The organism is Rhizobium sp. 18055, from assembly GCF_902706285.1.
Lineage (GTDB): Bacteria > Pseudomonadota > Alphaproteobacteria > Rhizobiales > Rhizobiaceae > Rhizobium.
Genome location: NZ_CACSKD010000007.1, coordinates 217,183 through 231,222, shown reverse-complemented (window position 1 = coordinate 231,222; position 14,040 = coordinate 217,183). Strand labels below are relative to the sequence as shown.

Genomic DNA, 14,040 nt, shown 5'->3' with positions numbered 1-14,040 from the left:
TCGTACAGGTCTTTTGTGGGGAGCTCATCATGCGCACGGTTATGTTTTCCAAAGCGAGGAGCGAACTCGCCAGCCTTCTCGATGAAGTCTCGCAAGACCGCGTTGCCGTGGAGATTGTCAGGCGCGACAAGCCTTCTGCGATCTTGATCGACAAAGACGAATACGAAGGCATGATGGAAACGTTGCATGTGCTGTCGACGCCTGCCAATGCGGCGCGACTGATGGAAGCGATGGAGGATGTCAGGCAAGGCAGAGATCTTGTTTATCACGACCTGATCGAGCCCGAGTGACCGCCACATGATGCTTTCCTGGCACCAGCGCGGCTGGAACGACTATATGTACTGGCAGGAAAACGATCGCAAGATCCTCGGACGTATCAACGAGCTTATACGCGATACGATGCGGCATCCTTTCGAGGGGCTCGGCAAGCCTGAGCCTTTGCGCAATCAGCTGAAAGGCTTTTGGTCGCGGCGCATCAGCCAGGAGCATCGATTGATCTATTCAGTCGAAGGGGATGGCGAGCGTCAGACACTCACCATCCTGCAGTGCCGCTTCCACTACTGATCAGCTTTCGATCACTGCCGCCCGGCAATGATCGACGAGTTGACGTCGTTGATGTCGCGCTTGCCGCAAAGGGCCATGGTGATATCCATCTCCTTGCGCAGGATGCTGAGCGCCAGCGAGACGCCGTCCTTGCCCATGGCGCCGAGGCCGTAGAGGAAGGGGCGGCCGATATAGGTCCCCTTGGCGCCCAGCGCCACGGCTTTCAGAATGTCCTGGCCGGAGCGGATGCCGCCGTCCAGATGGATTTCGATCTTGTCGCCGACGGCATCGACGATCGAAGGCAGGACGCCGATCGAGGATGGGGCGCCGTCGAGCTGGCGGCCGCCATGGTTGGAGACAATGATGGCGTCGGCGCCGGTTTCGGCGGCCGATCTTGCATCCTCGACGTCGCAAATGCCCTTGATGATCAGCGGGCCGCCCCATTTTTCCTTGATCCAGGCAACGTCAGCCCATGAGAGCTGCGGGTCGAACTGTTCCGCCGTCCAGGACGACAGCGAGGAGAGGTCGGAAACGTTCTTGGCGTGACCGACGATATTGCCGAAGGAGCGGTGCTTGGTCTGTAGCATGTCGAGGCACCAGAAGGGGCGCGTTGCCATCTGCCAGATGTGCTTCGGGGTGAATTTCGGGGGGGCCGAGAGGCCGTTGCGCAGGTCCTTGTGGCGCTGGCCGAGCACTTGCAGGTCGGCCGTCAGCACCAGCGCCGAGCACTTGGCGGCCTTGGCGCGGTTGATCAGGTTGAGGACGAAGTCCTTGTCCTTCATCACGTAGAGCTGGAACCAGAAGGGCTTTGTCGTCACCGAGGCGACGTCCTCGATCGAGCAGATGCTCATCGTGGACAGCGTGAAGGGAACGCCCGCCTCTTCGGCGGCGCGGGCTGCCAGCATTTCGCCGTCGGCGTGCTGCATGCCGGTCATGCCGGTCGGGGCCAGTGCCACCGGCATCGACACCTTCTGGCCGACCATGGTCGTCTCGAGCGTGCGGTTGGTCATATCGACGAGGACGCGCTGGCGCAGCTGGATCTTGGCAAAATCGCTCTCGTTGGCGCGATAGGTCTGCTCGGTCCAGGCGCCTGAGTCGGCGTAGTCGAAGAACATTTTCGGGACACGACGTCTTGCCAGGGTCTTAAGGTCTGCGATGGTCAGCGGCTTTGGCATGGCGTCGATTTTCCTCATGAATCTTCCCAATACCTAGCATATCCGGGCCGTCCTGCCAGTCGTTTGCGCGGCGACGCCGGCCCATTTTTAATTTTTGATTGCGCGGCTCCCAACAAGTCTGGAGCAAGCTACGTTGTCTTATGGTGGCGCGAATTGCTTCACGCTCGAAAGGCACCTATGGAAGACGATCGCTACACCTATTACGCCACACTTGTGCACCACGTCAGGTCAACGATAGAGGCCATTCAGAACCTCGAATATTCGAAGTGTTTCGATCGGGATTACCTGGAGCATACCCTCATTCCGGCGCTGGGCCTGAACAATGAGTACCTGAGCCAGCAGCCCAAGGAACTGGGGCCATATTACGGGACCGGCCTGCACCTGTGGCAGTATCCGTCACAGCTCGCAGACTATCTCGTCTGGCTTTCGCTGAACGGCAAGGGCGTCAAGCGCTATATGGAGATCGGTTGCCGCTGGGGCGGTACGTTCATCGTCGTCAGCGAATGGCTCAAGAAGATCGGCGCCGAACTCGAGCTGTCGATTGCCGTCGATCCGGTGGACGCGACGCCTTTCATCAAAGAATACATTGCGATCTCCAGCACGCCGGTCGTCTATCTCAATGATTACTCGACGTCCAAGAGTGTGATCGAATATCAACGCATGGCCAAGCCGGACATGGTGTTCATCGACGGAGACCACTCGATGCCCGGCGTCATGTTCGATCATGGTCTGGTGCGGCGGAGCGCAAACATCATCGTGCACCACGACATCGCCTCCTTCGCCTGCCCGCCGACGGTGGCTTTCTGGAATTATGCGCGCGAAGCGGAAGAGAATTTCGAATGCTTCGAATTCGTCAGCCAGTATGAATCTGTGGCGGGAAACTTCCTCGGCATCGGTGCGATGAAGCGGATCTAAGGTTCCGATTTCTGCGAAACGGATGGCGGCAAATGCCGCCATCGCTTATTCTCGCGAATCGCTGTCGTCGCGGCTAGCGCCGGATGCGGCGGACGTCCGTGACGCGGCCGTTGCGGCTGTCCAGCGCGATCTCGAACCGCTGGTTTCCCCGCCATCCGCGATAGACGAAAGTGCGGCCGCGGCAATCGACGCGCCTGACATCGCGGAAACCGCGGTCGCGGATGCGCCGCTCGCCTTCTCGGCAGCTGATTGGCCGGCCATGGTTGAGGTTCGAGCCGACATTGATGTTGATGGTGACGGCGTAGGCCGGTGCGGGAACTGCAAGCGGTGTTGCCAGCAGGCAGAAAAGCAGCCCGAGGGTGGTGGCCGTGTTGTTGCGCAATGCTTCCTCCATGAAATCGATCGCAGCGGCGTGTGGGCGTTCGGCATTCGTTGCAGGCAGTCGATGAGATTGCGGCACTTGGAAAGAGACAGTCGCGACGGGTGATAGAAATATGTCAGAGGCAATGGACGAGCGGCAGCTTGATAGCGGATGTCGTGTCTCGGTAAATTCTTTCGACCCTGTAATTGCCTGCTATTGTTGCAATCTTTTCCACTCATACACGTCCGCATTATCGCGATCAAGCATCGGCATCGCCCGCGACTGCAATCGTGATATCCGCCGCCAATTTCGGCGGCGGACCGATTTGGCTGCGAGCAAGCGGCTCTAGTCGGTCGCTGCGGCGAGGATCTTGCCGCCGTTCTGCTCCTGCACCAGGATGGCGCGCTTCAGATTGCCCTTGGATGCGGGGATCGGCAGGTTGAAGGGCTTGCCGCTCCATGTGCCGAGATGTGTCAGTGCGTGCACGACATGGGCATGCGGCAAGGTTTCGCCGGCGTTTTCGCCTCTGGCTACCGGCACTTCGACGGTGCCAGGGGCGTAGCGGACCAGCCAGACGTCGGCAGCTCTTGCGTGACCGCCGGTTCCGTCGAGGGCGGCCATATCTTTCGACAGTGTGATAGCCGGGCCGGTGAATTCAGGCTCGGCCGCGATGGTGCTGCGGAGGTCCTTCAGGTCATAGCCGACGGTGGAAAGGTGACCGTTGATGACCATTTGCGGCGTGAACGGGCTAGACTGGTTCAGCGCCGGCTCATAGGTCACTTGCCGTTCGGTGAATTCGGGCTTTCCGAAAATATCCTTCCAGCCGAGATAGTCCCAGTAGGTCACGGAGAAGCTGAGCGCGAGCACGTTCGGATCGGTGCTCAGCTTGACCAGGTTGGCGTTGGCCGGCGGGCAAGACGAGCAGCCCTGGCTGGTGAACAGTTCCACCACGGTCGGCGATTGCGCCGCGGATGCCGGCGCCGCAATTATGGGTGCCAGGCCCAGGATGGCGGTCGCGATGGTCAGGCCGGATGCGATTGTATGCTTCATTGCGTTTCTCCCAGATGGTCTGCCTCTGGAGCCAGTTCGCAATCGCTTCGAGCTTTGTTACAGCCGTCACGGCTTCGTGACCTATGGCCGATCGGCACCGGGTGTGACGCAGACGCCAACGGCGCGAGCAGACTCCCACGCCATCCGCGCATTCTCCAATTAATTTCGCCGACGCTGTAACAAAGCCAGCCGGTGCCCCGTAGTCGCTGTTGAACGTGATATAACCGGACATCGAGCACGATCATGGCGACACTCGACGACTACACAGACACACCGCCGGCAAGCCCGACCAAGACCTTCATCCGTCGCCATTCCGTGGTGACGCGGATCACGCACTGGATCAACGTCCTCTGTCTGAGCCTGCTTTTGATGAGCGGTCTGCAGATCTTCAATGCGCATCCGTCGCTCTACTGGGGACAGTACGGTGCCGATGCCGATCCTTCGTGGCTGTCGATCGGGGCTGTCGAGGAGGGTGACAGCACCCGTGGCGTGCTCACCGTCGGCAGTCTGCAGGTCAACACCACGGGCATTCTCGGCGTGTCGGGCAGCGGTGACGATGCGGCGGCGCGGGGCTTTCCTGCCTGGGCGACCGTCCCCAGCTATCAGGATCTCGCCACCGGTCGGCGCTGGCATTTCTTCTTCGCCTGGCTGTTCGTCATCAACGGTTCAATCTATGCGCTCTATGGCTTTGTGCGCGGGCATTTCCGTCGCGACCTGGCGCCGACCGCCGAGGAAATCTCGCCACGGCATTTGCGCCAGGAGATCGCCGACCACGCCCGGCTGCGTTTCCCCAAGGGCGAAAAGGCGCGCCATTACAATGCGCTGCAGAAGCTCACCTATCTGATCGTGATCTTCGTGATGTTGCCGCTGATGCTGGCGACGGGGCTGACCATGTCGCCCGGTATCGATGCCGGCTATCCGTTCCTGCTCGATGTCTTCGGCGGGCGGCAATCGGCGCGGTCGATCCATTTCATCTGCGCCTGGTCGATCGTCGCCTTCGTCATCGTCCATGTCGCGATGGTGATCCTGTCGGGCCTCTGGAACAACATGCGCTCGATGATCACCGGTCGCTATGCGATCGAAACCGAGAGAGGCAGCAAATGACCTTCTCCATCACCCGCCGCCGTCTGCTGGTTGGATCTGCCGCCAGCCTCGGTGCCATCGGTCTTACCGGCTGCGACGACGTTGCCCAGAATTCGAATGTCCAGAACGTGCTTGAGATGGCCGAGAAGTTGACCATGCGCGGCCAGCGGCTGCTGGTGTCGAAGGACAAGCTGGCGCGCGAGTTTTCGGAGGCCGATATCTCGCCGATGTTCAAGGCGAACGGCTCGACGGCACCCGACAGCGAAGACTATGCGCGGATGACCGAAAACGGCTTTGCCGATTGGCGGCTGAAGATCGATGGACTGGTCGAGCGTCCCGTCGCGCTGTCGCTGGCCGATCTCAAGACGCTGCCGTCGCGCACGCAGATCACCCGCCACGACTGCGTCGAAGGATGGAGCGCCATCGGCAAGTGGACGGGCACGCCTTTGGGGGCGCTGCTGCAGAGCACCGGGCTGAAGCCGACCGCGCGCTATGCGGTGTTCCACTGTGCCGACCAGCTCGAGCAGACGATGGACGGTAGCGGCACCTATTACGAGAGCATCGACCTGATCGATGCCTTTCACCCGCAGACGATCCTTGCCTACCAGATGAACGGCAAGGATCTGGAGGTGGCGCATGGCGCGCCGCTGCGGCTCCGGGTCGAGCGGCACCTTGGCTACAAGCACGCAAAATATCTGATGAGAATCGAGATCAAGGACAGCTTTGCCGGCCTGTGGGGCGGCAAGGGCGGGTTCTGGGAAGATCGCGGCTACGAATGGTACGCCGGGATATAGAAGGTCTGAAACGGGCAATCATGCCCATCTGGAGGAGAAGACTATGTTGAAAATCACGCTCGCAGCCATCGCGCTCACAGCCGTATCGTCTATGCCGGTGTTTGCCGCAGAAACGATGATGATGGCGAAATGCGACGATGCATCGATGATGAAGATGCAGACGCAGGTCGATGGCATGAGCGATCCGATGATGAAGGAAAAGAAGGAAATGGCGTCCAAGGAAATGATGATGGCCCATGATTCCATGAAGGCCAAGAAGATGGACGACTGCAAGATGCACATGGACAACGCCATGAAGAGCATGGGCAAGATGTGACATTCACCAAATGAAACAGGCGGCCGATGGGGCCGCCTGTTTCATGACTGGTTCAACCGGCAGCCGATGGCTGCCGGTTTTTCTTTGCCTGGGGCCGGTCTCAGAACTCTTCCCAGCTCTGCGCGGCTGCCGCGGACGAACCGCCGCCGAAGGCGCCGGCGATCTTGCGGCCGAGCGCACGGGCGGGCGATGGTGCCGGCCGTGAGGCCGAGGATGCCACCTGTGCCGGTGCCGATGTGCTTTTGCCGCCACCCTGTCCGAGGTTGAAGCGGGCCAGCAGCTCGTTCAGCGATGCCGCTTCCTTGGCAAGGCTATGGCTTGCCGCGGTGGACTGCTCGACCATGGCGGCGTTCTGCTGCGTGCCCTGGTCCATGGTGTTGACGGCGGTGTTGATCTCCTGCAGTCCGATGGACTGTTCGCGCGAGGATTCGACGATGGCGTTGACGTGGCGGTTGATCTCGTGAACCTCGGCAACGATCACTTCCAGTGCCTTGCCGGTCTCGCCGACCAGCGACACGCCGGAGCGGACATGCTCGCCTGATGTGTTGATCAGCGCCTTGATTTCCTTGGCGGCCTTGGCGGACCGCTGGGCCAGTTCGCGGACTTCCTGGGCGACGACGGCAAAGCCCTTGCCGGCTTCACCAGCGCGCGCTGCCTCGACACCGGCGTTCAGAGCAAGCAGGTTGGTCTGGAAGGCGATCTCGTCGATCACACCGATGATGTTGGTGATCTCGCCCGAGGACTTCTCGATCTCGTTCATGGCGGTCACGGCCTGGCGCACGACGGCGCCGGAGCGTTCTGCACCATCACGCGCCTTGCCGACGAGGTTGCCGACTTCTTCGGCGCGCTTGCTGGAATCCTTGACCGTGGTGGTGATCTGTTCCAGCGCTGCGGCAGTTTCCTCGACGGAGGCGGCCTGCTGCTCGGTGCGCTTGGAGAGGTCGTCGGCGGCCGAGCGGATCTCGTTGGCACCGGAATCGATGCCGCGGGCGTTCTGGCCGACGGCGCGCAGCGTATCCTGCAGATTGCCGGCAGAGCTGTTGAAATTGGCGCGCAGTGCGTCGAGGTGGGCAACGAAGGCGGTGTCGATGCGATAGGCGACGTCGCCGTCGGCGAGGCGATCGAGCGCCTTGGCAAGCTGATCGACGGCGAACTGCGTGTCGGTGGCTTCCTTGGCCTTCTGGGCTTCGCGTTCGATGCGTTCGCGTTCCGACATGCTGCGGTTGGCGTCGGCTTCCTGTTCAAGCCGCTGGCGCTCGATGGCGTTGTCACGGAAGATTGCGACGGCAGCGGCCATCTGGCCGACTTCGTCGCGGCGGTCCTGTCCATCGACGGCTGCGGTGGTCTGGCCCTGGGCCAGCGTCCCCATCCGTTCGCGCAGGCGGGCGATCGGGGTGGTGATGCCCTTGGCGGCAACGATCAGCGAGGCCAGGATGCCGAGCGCGAAGGCAAGGCCGGCAACGCTGAGCGAGGTGATGATCGTCGAGTTGGTCTGGTCCGAAAGTCCATCGCTCTTCCCGGCAACCTCGGCCACCAGCTGGTCGAGTGTGCGCGAGACGTCGTCCGTCAGCGGTGAAATCAGGGCATCGGCCTTCACCAGCATGGCCTTGGCCTGTGCGTCCTGATTTGCTTGTCCCAGCTCGACAGCCTGGTCAGTCAGCGCAACGACCTCCTTGACTTTGGCAGCAAGGGCATCAACGGCTGCAGTCTGCTCGGGAACATTTGCTTTGACTCTGTCAAGCCGCATGAACAGTCTGGTTCTGCTGTCCTGATAAAAAGCCATGATCGACTTGAACTCAGGAGCATCACCGGAATAAGCCAGCGTCTGATAGGCGCCATAGCCGATCGCCACGAGGTTTCGGCTGACGCGGGCCATGTCGACCGTCGCCACGTTATCCGTCGCGATGAAATCGGAATAGTCGTTGTCGGCGGCCTTGTAGCTGTTGGCGACGAAGCCGATGGCGCCGATGCCGACAATGCAGAGCGGCAAGATCAGCGATAGTATCTTTGTGCGAATGCTCGCATTCTTGAGAAACGACATTTTCCCTCGCGGTGGGTCGAAACAGGGGGCACGACGCGGCCGACGTCGCGATGAGTTCAGACCCATCAAACGAGGTATCCGTGCTGCGCTGGTTAAAGCGGACATGATTTGGGACATGGCAGATGGCCTGTGCCATCATGGCGACCGGTCGAAATTCTGCTAAAGAAAACCCATAAATTCTTATGGTTTAAATACAATTAAGACCGGGGGCTCAGCCGCCATAAACGGCTCTCCACAGCATCAAAGAGCCACTTTTGCCGCCACGCCCGCCACATAGGTCTCGACGATCGCCCGGTCGTCGCCCATCGTCTGCAGCAGGAACAGTTCTTCCGGCAGCGTCTTCACCACTTCCATCTTCAGCGCCATGGCAGGTGTTGCCGCAGCATCGAGGATGACGATATCGGCGTCGGTGCCGACGTCTAGCGTGCCGATCCTGTCGGCCAGCGATAGCGACAAAGCGTTGCCGAGGGTCATGTAATAGTAGCTGTCCAGCGGGTTCAGGCGCTCGCCGAGCAATTGCTGGATCTTGTAGGCCTCGTCCATGGTGCGCAGCATCGAATAGCTCGAGCCGCCGCCTATATCGGTGGCGACGCCGATCCTGACCGGCTTGTCGCGACGGGCGAGCGCCTTCAGCGGGAACAGGCCGGAGCCGAGGAAGAGGTTGGAGGTCGGGCAGTGGACGGCGATCGATCCCGCCTCGCTCATTGCGTCGGCCTCGCGCTCGGAGAGGTGGATGGCGTGGCCGAACAGCGTCCTGTCGCCGAGCAGGCCGTAGCGCGCGTAAATATCGGTGTAGTCGATGGCTTCAGGGTAAAGCTCGCAGGTGAACTTTATCTCGTCGTGGTTTTCGGAAAGATGTGTCTGGATGTGCAGGTCGGGGAATTCGCCGGCGAGCGCCTGCGTCGCTTCCATCTGGGCGGGCGTCGAGGTGATGGCGAAGCGCGGGGTGATGGCGACGTGGTTGCGGCCCTTGCCGTGCCAGTCGGCGATGACGGAGCGGGTTTCGTCGTAGCCCATCTGCGGGGTGTCGAGCAGGCCCTGCGGGGCGTTGCGGTCCATCATCACCTTGCCGCCGACCATGCGCATGTTGCGTTTCATCGCCTCGGCAAAGTAAGCATCGGCCGAGGTCTTGTGGACGGAGCAGTAGCCGACCGCCGTGGTCGTGCCGTGGCGGATCAGCTCGTCGTAGAAGTGGGTGGCGATGCGGTTCGCATGGGCGCTTTCGACGAAACGGCATTCCTCGGGGAAGGTGTAGGTGTTCAGCCATTCCAGGAGGTTGGCGGCATAAGAGGCGATCACCTGCATCTGCGGGAAATGCAGGTGCATGTCGATGAAGCCGGGCATGATCAGATGCGGGCGGTGATCGATTTCGACGACATCGGCGGGCGCGTTTGCCTTCACGTCGGCATAGGGGCCGATGGCGGTGATCAGCCCGTTGTCGATCAGCAGGCCGCCGTCGCTCTCGTAGAGGTAGCTCTGCGTGTCATCAAGGCTCTGAGGCGCGCGCTTGAACGACAGCAGGCGTCCGCGCAGAAGTGTCGGTGTCATTCTGTTTTGCTTTCCACGGCGCTTTCGAACCAGGCGACGAGCAGCTTGCGTTCATCCGGTGTGATGTCGGTGACGTTGCCGGGCGGCATGGCGTGGCTGCGACCGGCCTGGATATAGATCTCGCGGGCATGGGCGGCAATCTCGGCGTCGTTTTCGAGGATCACGTTTTTCGGTGGCCGCGCCAACCCCTCGTAGACGGGTTCACCGGCGTGGCACATCGAACAGCGCGTGCCGACCAGCTGCTTGACGGCGGGGAAGTGCGGATCGCCGGCGAAACGCTGGAAGGCAGGTGCGACCGTGTCTGCTGCCGCATCCTTGTCGCCCGAGAGCACCTTCGGCACGGTCGACAGCCACATGATCAGGATGAACAGGATGACGGTGGCGAGCCAGGTCCAGGTCGGGCGACCCTTTCTGGCATGGGTGGTGTTGAACCAGTGGCGGATGGTGACGCCCATCAGGAAGACCAGCGCGGCGATCACCCAGTTATAGGCGGTGCCGAAGGCCAGCGGATAGTGGTTCGACAGCATGAAGAAGATGACGGGCAGCGTTAGGTAGTTGTTGTGCAGCGAGCGCTGCTTGGCGATGGCGCCATATTTCGCATCCGGGGTGCGGGCGGCGATCAGGTCGGCGACGACGATCTTCTGGTTGGGGATGATGATCATGAAGACGTTGGCCGACATGATCGTCGCCGTGAAGGCGCCCAGATGCAGGAAGGCGGCGCGGCCGGTGAACAGCTGCGTATAGCCCCAGCCCATGAACACCAGCACCGCATAGAGCACCGCCATCAGGCCCCAGGTGTTCCGGCCGATCGGCGACTTGCAGAGCAGGTCATAGACCAGCCAGCCGACGGCCAGCGAGGCGAGCGAAATCAGGATCGCCGTGGGGGCATTGACGTCGAGGACGTGGCGATCGATCAGGAACAGATCGGCGCCGCCGTAATAGACGATACAGAGCATCAGGAAGCCGGACAGCCAGGTGAAATAGCTTTCGTACTTGAACCAGGTCAGGTGCTCGGGCATCTGCGCCGGCGCCACCAGATATTTCTGGATATGATAGAAGCCACCACCATGGACCTGCCATTCCTCGCCATAGGCGCCGACAGGAAGATGGGCGCGCTTCACCAGGCCGAGATCGAGCGCGATGAAATAGAAGGACGAGCCGATCCAGGCGACCGCAGTGATGACGTGGAACCAGCGTGCCGCAAAAGCCAGCCATTCCCACGCTATGGCGTATTCGTACATAGAGTTCCCCTGTTCTTCCTCCGATTCAGCACATTGCAAAATGTTGAGCCCGGAGGGAAGGGGAAAGACGTCATTCTACACTCTTCCCCAGAATGATCTTGGGATGAGTTCACTGCCGTTTCAGTCGGCGTTCGCATCACCATAATATTGCTGAAATCCTCACTATCCTGAGCCTGCGCGTGGCGCAGACAGAGCGACGCCAGCCGCTGCAATATTATTCATTCAAAATTTAGCATCGCTTGAAATGTCAGGACTCGGTTACAGTTTTGTTTCAGGCCGTCGGGGTATGATGCGGACCGCATCGGCGTGGCGGCGCATTCGTCGACGGAGAAGATGCCAATGCGCAGTATTCTTGTGTTTGTGATGATTGCCTTTGCCTCCTTAGCGCATGCCCATGACGCACCTTCCGGCTGGAGTTACGAGCCGTATTGCTGCAATGGCGACGCGCACACCGGCGATTGCCAGATGATCCCGCCGAAGAGCGTTGCTGTGACGCCGGGCGGCTATCGGGTGACCCTGGTGCCGGGCGATCACCGGCTTGTCACCCATGCCCACATCTTCCTGCTGCCGATGACCCGGGCGCTGAAATCGGGCGATGGCGACTACCACCTCTGCCTGTTTCCCAACGAGGATACGCCGCGCTGTTTCTATGCGCCGGAGATGGGATACTGAGGCTTCAAGGTCTCGTCCCCCTTGATTTCGTTGAGGATCCAGTTGCGGAAGGCCTTGATCTTGGGGACGTTGCGGCGGCCCTCGGCATAGACAAGCCAGTAGCCGCGGCCATCCCTGCAGGTCATTTCGAACGGCTGGTAGAGCCGGCCCTGCGCCAGCTCGTCGCCGTAGAAGGCCGGCGTCAGGATCGCGACACCCTGTCCGGCCACGGCAGCGCTCGCTTCGAAAGTCTGTGAGCCATACTGGCTGCGCGGTCGCGTTTCGAGGCCGCGGGTCTCTACGCCAGCGGCCGCAAGCCATTGATGCCACCAGGGGTCGCTCGGCCCGATGATCGGCAGCTTCAACAGATCTTCCGGCCTATGAATGCCGCCGACGCTCTCTGCGAGTTTCGGGCTCAGCATCGGCGAGAAATCGGTCTCCATCAGCCGGTCGGCCGACAGCCCGCGCCAGTCGCCGGTGCCGGAGCGGATGGCAACATCGACGGGTTCCCTGGTGAAATCGATCAGCGTCTCCGATGTCGACAGCCTGACGGCGATGGCCGGATGGGCCAGCTGGAACGAGCCGAGATGGCGTGCCAGCCAGTGCGAGGCAAAGGTGGCGATGGTGTTGATCAACAGCGTCGATTGCACGTCGCCGCGAGCCTCGGCCATCGCCTCGTTGAGCAGCGAGAAGGCCTCCGTCACCTTCGGCTGCAATTGCTCGCCGGCGTCGGTCAGGCTGATCTGGCGTGGGCGGCGCAGGAAGAGCGGCTCGCCGATGTTCTCCTCCAGCAGCTTTATCTGGTAGCTGACGGCCGTCTGCGTCATGCCGAGCTCTTCGCCGGCCCTGGTGAAGCTGCCGAGGCGGGCGACCGCCTCGAAGACGCGCAGCGCGTTCAACGGGACCTGCTTCGACAGTTTCATGGATAAGCTCTCTTTATGCATGCCTGCAATCGTTCGATTGGAATTCCAGCATTTTGAGGGCCAGACTGCAAGCCATGAGATCAGATTATCGAGGTGACGTCATGGCCTGTGCCGCTCTTGAAGAGCCCAAGAAAGCAAGTGTTTCAACGCGGCCGCAATGGCTGTCGAGCCTTTGCCGCCGGCTTGCCTGGCGGCTGGCGCGGCCGGACCGTCTGGATCTCGAGGGCATGCCGGATCGGGTCAAGCGGGACCTTGGCTTCCTGGACGGGCGCGACCCGTTCTACGAGGCGGAGCCCCGGCGATAGGCTGCCAGCGCCGTCAGGATTTCGGCGGCCGTCATGGCGGCGATGACTTCGGGGCGCTTGTCGCGGACGGATGTGCCGCCGATGGGCAGTGTCAGCCGCTCGGTCCACCTTCTTTCGCCATTGCCCTCGCGCACCAGCCAGTTGGCGAAGGTGGCGCGTTTGGTGGCGGAGCCGATCATGCCGGTGTAGGCCAGATCGGTGCGGGCGAGCGCCTCGCGGGCAATCAGGAAATCGAGCGCGTGGTCATGGGTGAGGATCACCACGACGGCGCCTTCAGGCATGTCGTTTACCAGCGCTTCCGGCATCGCCACAAGACGGGTTCTGGTCTCTGGTGGCAGATTTTCCAGTTCGTCCTGTCGGGTCTCGATGACGGTCACCGCAAGGGGCAGCGGGGCGAGGGCCGCGGCCAGCGCGCGGCCGACATGACCGGCGCCGAACAGGTAGATCTCCGGCCGGTGCTCGCCTTCGCGATTGCGTTCCAGTTCGGCGGCGATCACGTCGGTGACCGTTCGGAACCGCAACTGCGTGCGGCCACCGCAGCACTGGCCGATCTCGGGGCCAAGCGGGATGTCCATGCTGTCAGCGCCGCCCGAACCGTTCAGGATCTGGCGGGCGTTGTGGATCGCCATGAACTCGAACTGGCCACCGCCGATGGTGCCCCAGATGGTGTCGGCCGCGACCAGCATGAAGGTGCCGGCTTCGCGCGGGGTGGAGCCCTGGGTGGCGGTGATGTCGATGAGGACGGTTGCCGGGTGGGCGGCGAGGAACTGGGTGAGGGTGGTCATGGGATCGGCCGGTTGTTTGGTCGAGCCCGCGGCGCCCCCTCATCTGCCTGCCGGCATCTTCTCCCCGTTGGGGAGAAGGGGCTTGTGGCCGATGCCGTGCCCCTTGCTCCCTCTTCTCCCCAACGGGGAGAAGGTAGCCCGAAGGGTTCAGGTGCAACATGTGCACCGCGGATGAGGGGGCCTTGATTCGAAGGTGCCGTCATCGATTATCCTCAAACCGAACGATCGCAGGATAGAATCTCAACAGGTCATCTCTTGCGAAGATGCGTCCCTCTTCGTCCGTTTCGTCATGTCGTAGCCGTCGTGCCT

At 61.5% G+C, this 14,040-nt stretch carries 16 protein-coding genes; 8 read left to right on the top strand and 8 right to left on the bottom strand.

Annotation, left to right across the window (positions count from 1 at the left end; genetic code table 11):
• Positions 1-29 precede the first annotated feature (29 nt).
• Positions 30-290, top strand: coding sequence for a type II toxin-antitoxin system Phd/YefM family antitoxin (locus GVL52_RS14880; protein WP_160008389.1), 261 nt, complete (start codon positions 30-32; stop codon positions 288-290).
• 7 nt (positions 291-297) lie between these two features.
• Positions 298-564, top strand: a complete 267-nt coding sequence (locus GVL52_RS14875; RefSeq protein ID WP_160008387.1) for a Txe/YoeB family addiction module toxin — start codon at positions 298-300, stop codon at positions 562-564.
• An 11-nt stretch (positions 565-575) separates the two neighbouring features.
• Here GVL52_RS14875 and GVL52_RS14870 read toward each other — a convergent pair whose 3' ends face one another.
• Positions 576-1,718, bottom strand: a complete 1,143-nt coding sequence (locus tag GVL52_RS14870) for an alpha-hydroxy acid oxidase (protein WP_160008511.1) — start codon at positions 1,716-1,718, stop codon at positions 576-578.
• Between the two features lie 177 nt (positions 1,719-1,895).
• On the opposite strand from GVL52_RS14870, the gene GVL52_RS14865 reads away from it, so the two are divergent.
• On the top strand, positions 1,896-2,633 hold the full coding sequence (locus tag GVL52_RS14865) for a hypothetical protein (RefSeq protein ID WP_160008385.1): 738 nt from the start codon (positions 1,896-1,898) through the stop codon (positions 2,631-2,633).
• A gap of 73 nt (positions 2,634-2,706) precedes the next feature.
• Here the strand turns inward: GVL52_RS14865 and GVL52_RS14860 are convergent, their stop codons facing one another.
• Both GVL52_RS14860 and GVL52_RS14855 read right to left on the bottom strand, forming a co-directional pair.
• Positions 2,707-3,015, bottom strand: coding sequence for a hypothetical protein (locus tag GVL52_RS14860; protein WP_244619177.1), 309 nt, complete (start codon positions 3,013-3,015; stop codon positions 2,707-2,709).
• Between the two features lie 324 nt (positions 3,016-3,339).
• Positions 3,340-4,044, bottom strand: coding sequence for a thioredoxin family protein (locus GVL52_RS14855; RefSeq protein ID WP_160008381.1), 705 nt, complete (start codon positions 4,042-4,044; stop codon positions 3,340-3,342).
• A gap of 243 nt (positions 4,045-4,287) precedes the next feature.
• On the opposite strand from GVL52_RS14855, the gene GVL52_RS14850 reads away from it, so the two are divergent.
• The 3 genes from GVL52_RS14850 to GVL52_RS14840 are packed head-to-tail and all read left to right on the top strand — an operon-like array spanning position 4,288 to position 6,237.
• Positions 4,288-5,148, top strand: coding sequence for a cytochrome b/b6 domain-containing protein (locus tag GVL52_RS14850; protein WP_160008379.1), 861 nt, complete (start codon positions 4,288-4,290; stop codon positions 5,146-5,148).
• Positions 5,145-5,921, top strand: a complete 777-nt coding sequence (locus GVL52_RS14845; protein WP_160008377.1) for a molybdopterin-binding protein — start codon at positions 5,145-5,147, stop codon at positions 5,919-5,921. Before GVL52_RS14850 ends, GVL52_RS14845 begins: the two co-directional genes overlap by 4 nt.
• A 43-nt stretch (positions 5,922-5,964) precedes the next feature.
• Complete coding sequence (locus tag GVL52_RS14840; protein ID WP_160008375.1) at positions 5,965-6,237, top strand: hypothetical protein; 273 nt, start codon at positions 5,965-5,967, stop codon at positions 6,235-6,237.
• Between the two features lie 100 nt (positions 6,238-6,337).
• Here GVL52_RS14840 and GVL52_RS14835 read toward each other — a convergent pair whose 3' ends face one another.
• The 3 genes from GVL52_RS14835 to GVL52_RS14825 form a co-directional block, all read right to left on the bottom strand.
• Positions 6,338-8,278 carry a methyl-accepting chemotaxis protein gene (locus GVL52_RS14835; RefSeq protein ID WP_160008373.1) on the bottom strand — a complete coding sequence of 647 codons (1,941 nt, stop codon included), beginning with the start codon at positions 8,276-8,278 and terminating at the stop codon, positions 6,338-6,340.
• A 240-nt stretch (positions 8,279-8,518) separates the two neighbouring features.
• Complete coding sequence (guaD, locus tag GVL52_RS14830; protein ID WP_160008371.1) at positions 8,519-9,826, bottom strand: guanine deaminase; 1,308 nt, start codon at positions 9,824-9,826, stop codon at positions 8,519-8,521.
• Positions 9,823-11,067 carry a urate hydroxylase PuuD gene (locus tag GVL52_RS14825; RefSeq protein ID WP_160008369.1) on the bottom strand — a complete coding sequence of 415 codons (1,245 nt, stop codon included), beginning with the start codon at positions 11,065-11,067 and terminating at the stop codon, positions 9,823-9,825. Before GVL52_RS14825 ends, guaD begins: the two co-directional genes overlap by 4 nt.
• A gap of 339 nt (positions 11,068-11,406) precedes the next feature.
• On the opposite strand from GVL52_RS14825, the gene GVL52_RS14820 reads away from it, so the two are divergent.
• Complete coding sequence (locus GVL52_RS14820; protein WP_160008367.1) at positions 11,407-11,739, top strand: hypothetical protein; 333 nt, start codon at positions 11,407-11,409, stop codon at positions 11,737-11,739.
• Here the strand turns inward: GVL52_RS14820 and GVL52_RS14815 are convergent.
• Positions 11,715-12,641, bottom strand: coding sequence for a LysR substrate-binding domain-containing protein (locus tag GVL52_RS14815; RefSeq protein WP_160008365.1), 927 nt, complete (start codon positions 12,639-12,641; stop codon positions 11,715-11,717). The two genes, GVL52_RS14820 and GVL52_RS14815, sit on opposite strands and share 25 nt — an antisense overlap.
• A 101-nt stretch (positions 12,642-12,742) precedes the next feature.
• Here GVL52_RS14815 and GVL52_RS30895 point away from each other — a divergent pair, with 101 nt between their 5' ends.
• On the top strand, positions 12,743-12,946 hold the full coding sequence (locus tag GVL52_RS30895; protein ID WP_160008363.1) for a hypothetical protein: 204 nt from the start codon (positions 12,743-12,745) through the stop codon (positions 12,944-12,946).
• On the opposite strand, the gene xdhC is transcribed toward GVL52_RS30895, so the two are convergent.
• Complete coding sequence (gene xdhC, locus GVL52_RS14805) at positions 12,922-13,731, bottom strand: xanthine dehydrogenase accessory protein XdhC (protein ID WP_160008361.1); 810 nt, start codon at positions 13,729-13,731, stop codon at positions 12,922-12,924. The genes GVL52_RS30895 and xdhC overlap by 25 nt on opposite strands.
• Positions 13,732-14,040 lie beyond the last annotated feature (309 nt).

What these genes read in the sequence shown, in the direction of transcription:
- GVL52_RS14880 (WP_160008389.1), top strand. Translation starts at nt 30, where the DNA reads ATGCGCACGGTTATGTTTTCCAAAGCGAGGAGCGAACTCGCCAGCCTT.
- GVL52_RS14875 (WP_160008387.1), top strand. Translation starts at nt 298, where the DNA reads ATGATGCTTTCCTGGCACCAGCGCGGCTGGAACGACTATATGTACTGG.
- GVL52_RS14870 (WP_160008511.1), bottom strand. Translation starts at nt 1,718, where the DNA reads ATGCCAAAGCCGCTGACCATCGCAGACCTTAAGACCCTGGCAAGACGT.
- GVL52_RS14865 (WP_160008385.1), top strand. Translation starts at nt 1,896, where the DNA reads ATGGAAGACGATCGCTACACCTATTACGCCACACTTGTGCACCACGTC.
- GVL52_RS14855 (WP_160008381.1), bottom strand. Translation starts at nt 4,044, where the DNA reads ATGAAGCATACAATCGCATCCGGCCTGACCATCGCGACCGCCATCCTG.
- GVL52_RS14850 (WP_160008379.1), top strand. Translation starts at nt 4,288, where the DNA reads ATGGCGACACTCGACGACTACACAGACACACCGCCGGCAAGCCCGACC.
- GVL52_RS14845 (WP_160008377.1), top strand. Translation starts at nt 5,145, where the DNA reads ATGACCTTCTCCATCACCCGCCGCCGTCTGCTGGTTGGATCTGCCGCC.
- GVL52_RS14840 (WP_160008375.1), top strand. Translation starts at nt 5,965, where the DNA reads ATGTTGAAAATCACGCTCGCAGCCATCGCGCTCACAGCCGTATCGTCT.
- GVL52_RS14835 (WP_160008373.1), bottom strand. Translation starts at nt 8,278, where the DNA reads ATGTCGTTTCTCAAGAATGCGAGCATTCGCACAAAGATACTATCGCTG.
- guaD (WP_160008371.1), bottom strand. Translation starts at nt 9,826, where the DNA reads ATGACACCGACACTTCTGCGCGGACGCCTGCTGTCGTTCAAGCGCGCG.
- GVL52_RS14825 (WP_160008369.1), bottom strand. Translation starts at nt 11,067, where the DNA reads ATGTACGAATACGCCATAGCGTGGGAATGGCTGGCTTTTGCGGCACGC.
- GVL52_RS14820 (WP_160008367.1), top strand. Translation starts at nt 11,407, where the DNA reads ATGCGCAGTATTCTTGTGTTTGTGATGATTGCCTTTGCCTCCTTAGCG.
- GVL52_RS14815 (WP_160008365.1), bottom strand. Translation starts at nt 12,641, where the DNA reads ATGAAACTGTCGAAGCAGGTCCCGTTGAACGCGCTGCGCGTCTTCGAG.
- GVL52_RS30895 (WP_160008363.1), top strand. Translation starts at nt 12,743, where the DNA reads ATGGCCTGTGCCGCTCTTGAAGAGCCCAAGAAAGCAAGTGTTTCAACG.
- xdhC (WP_160008361.1), bottom strand. Translation starts at nt 13,731, where the DNA reads ATGACCACCCTCACCCAGTTCCTCGCCGCCCACCCGGCAACCGTCCTC.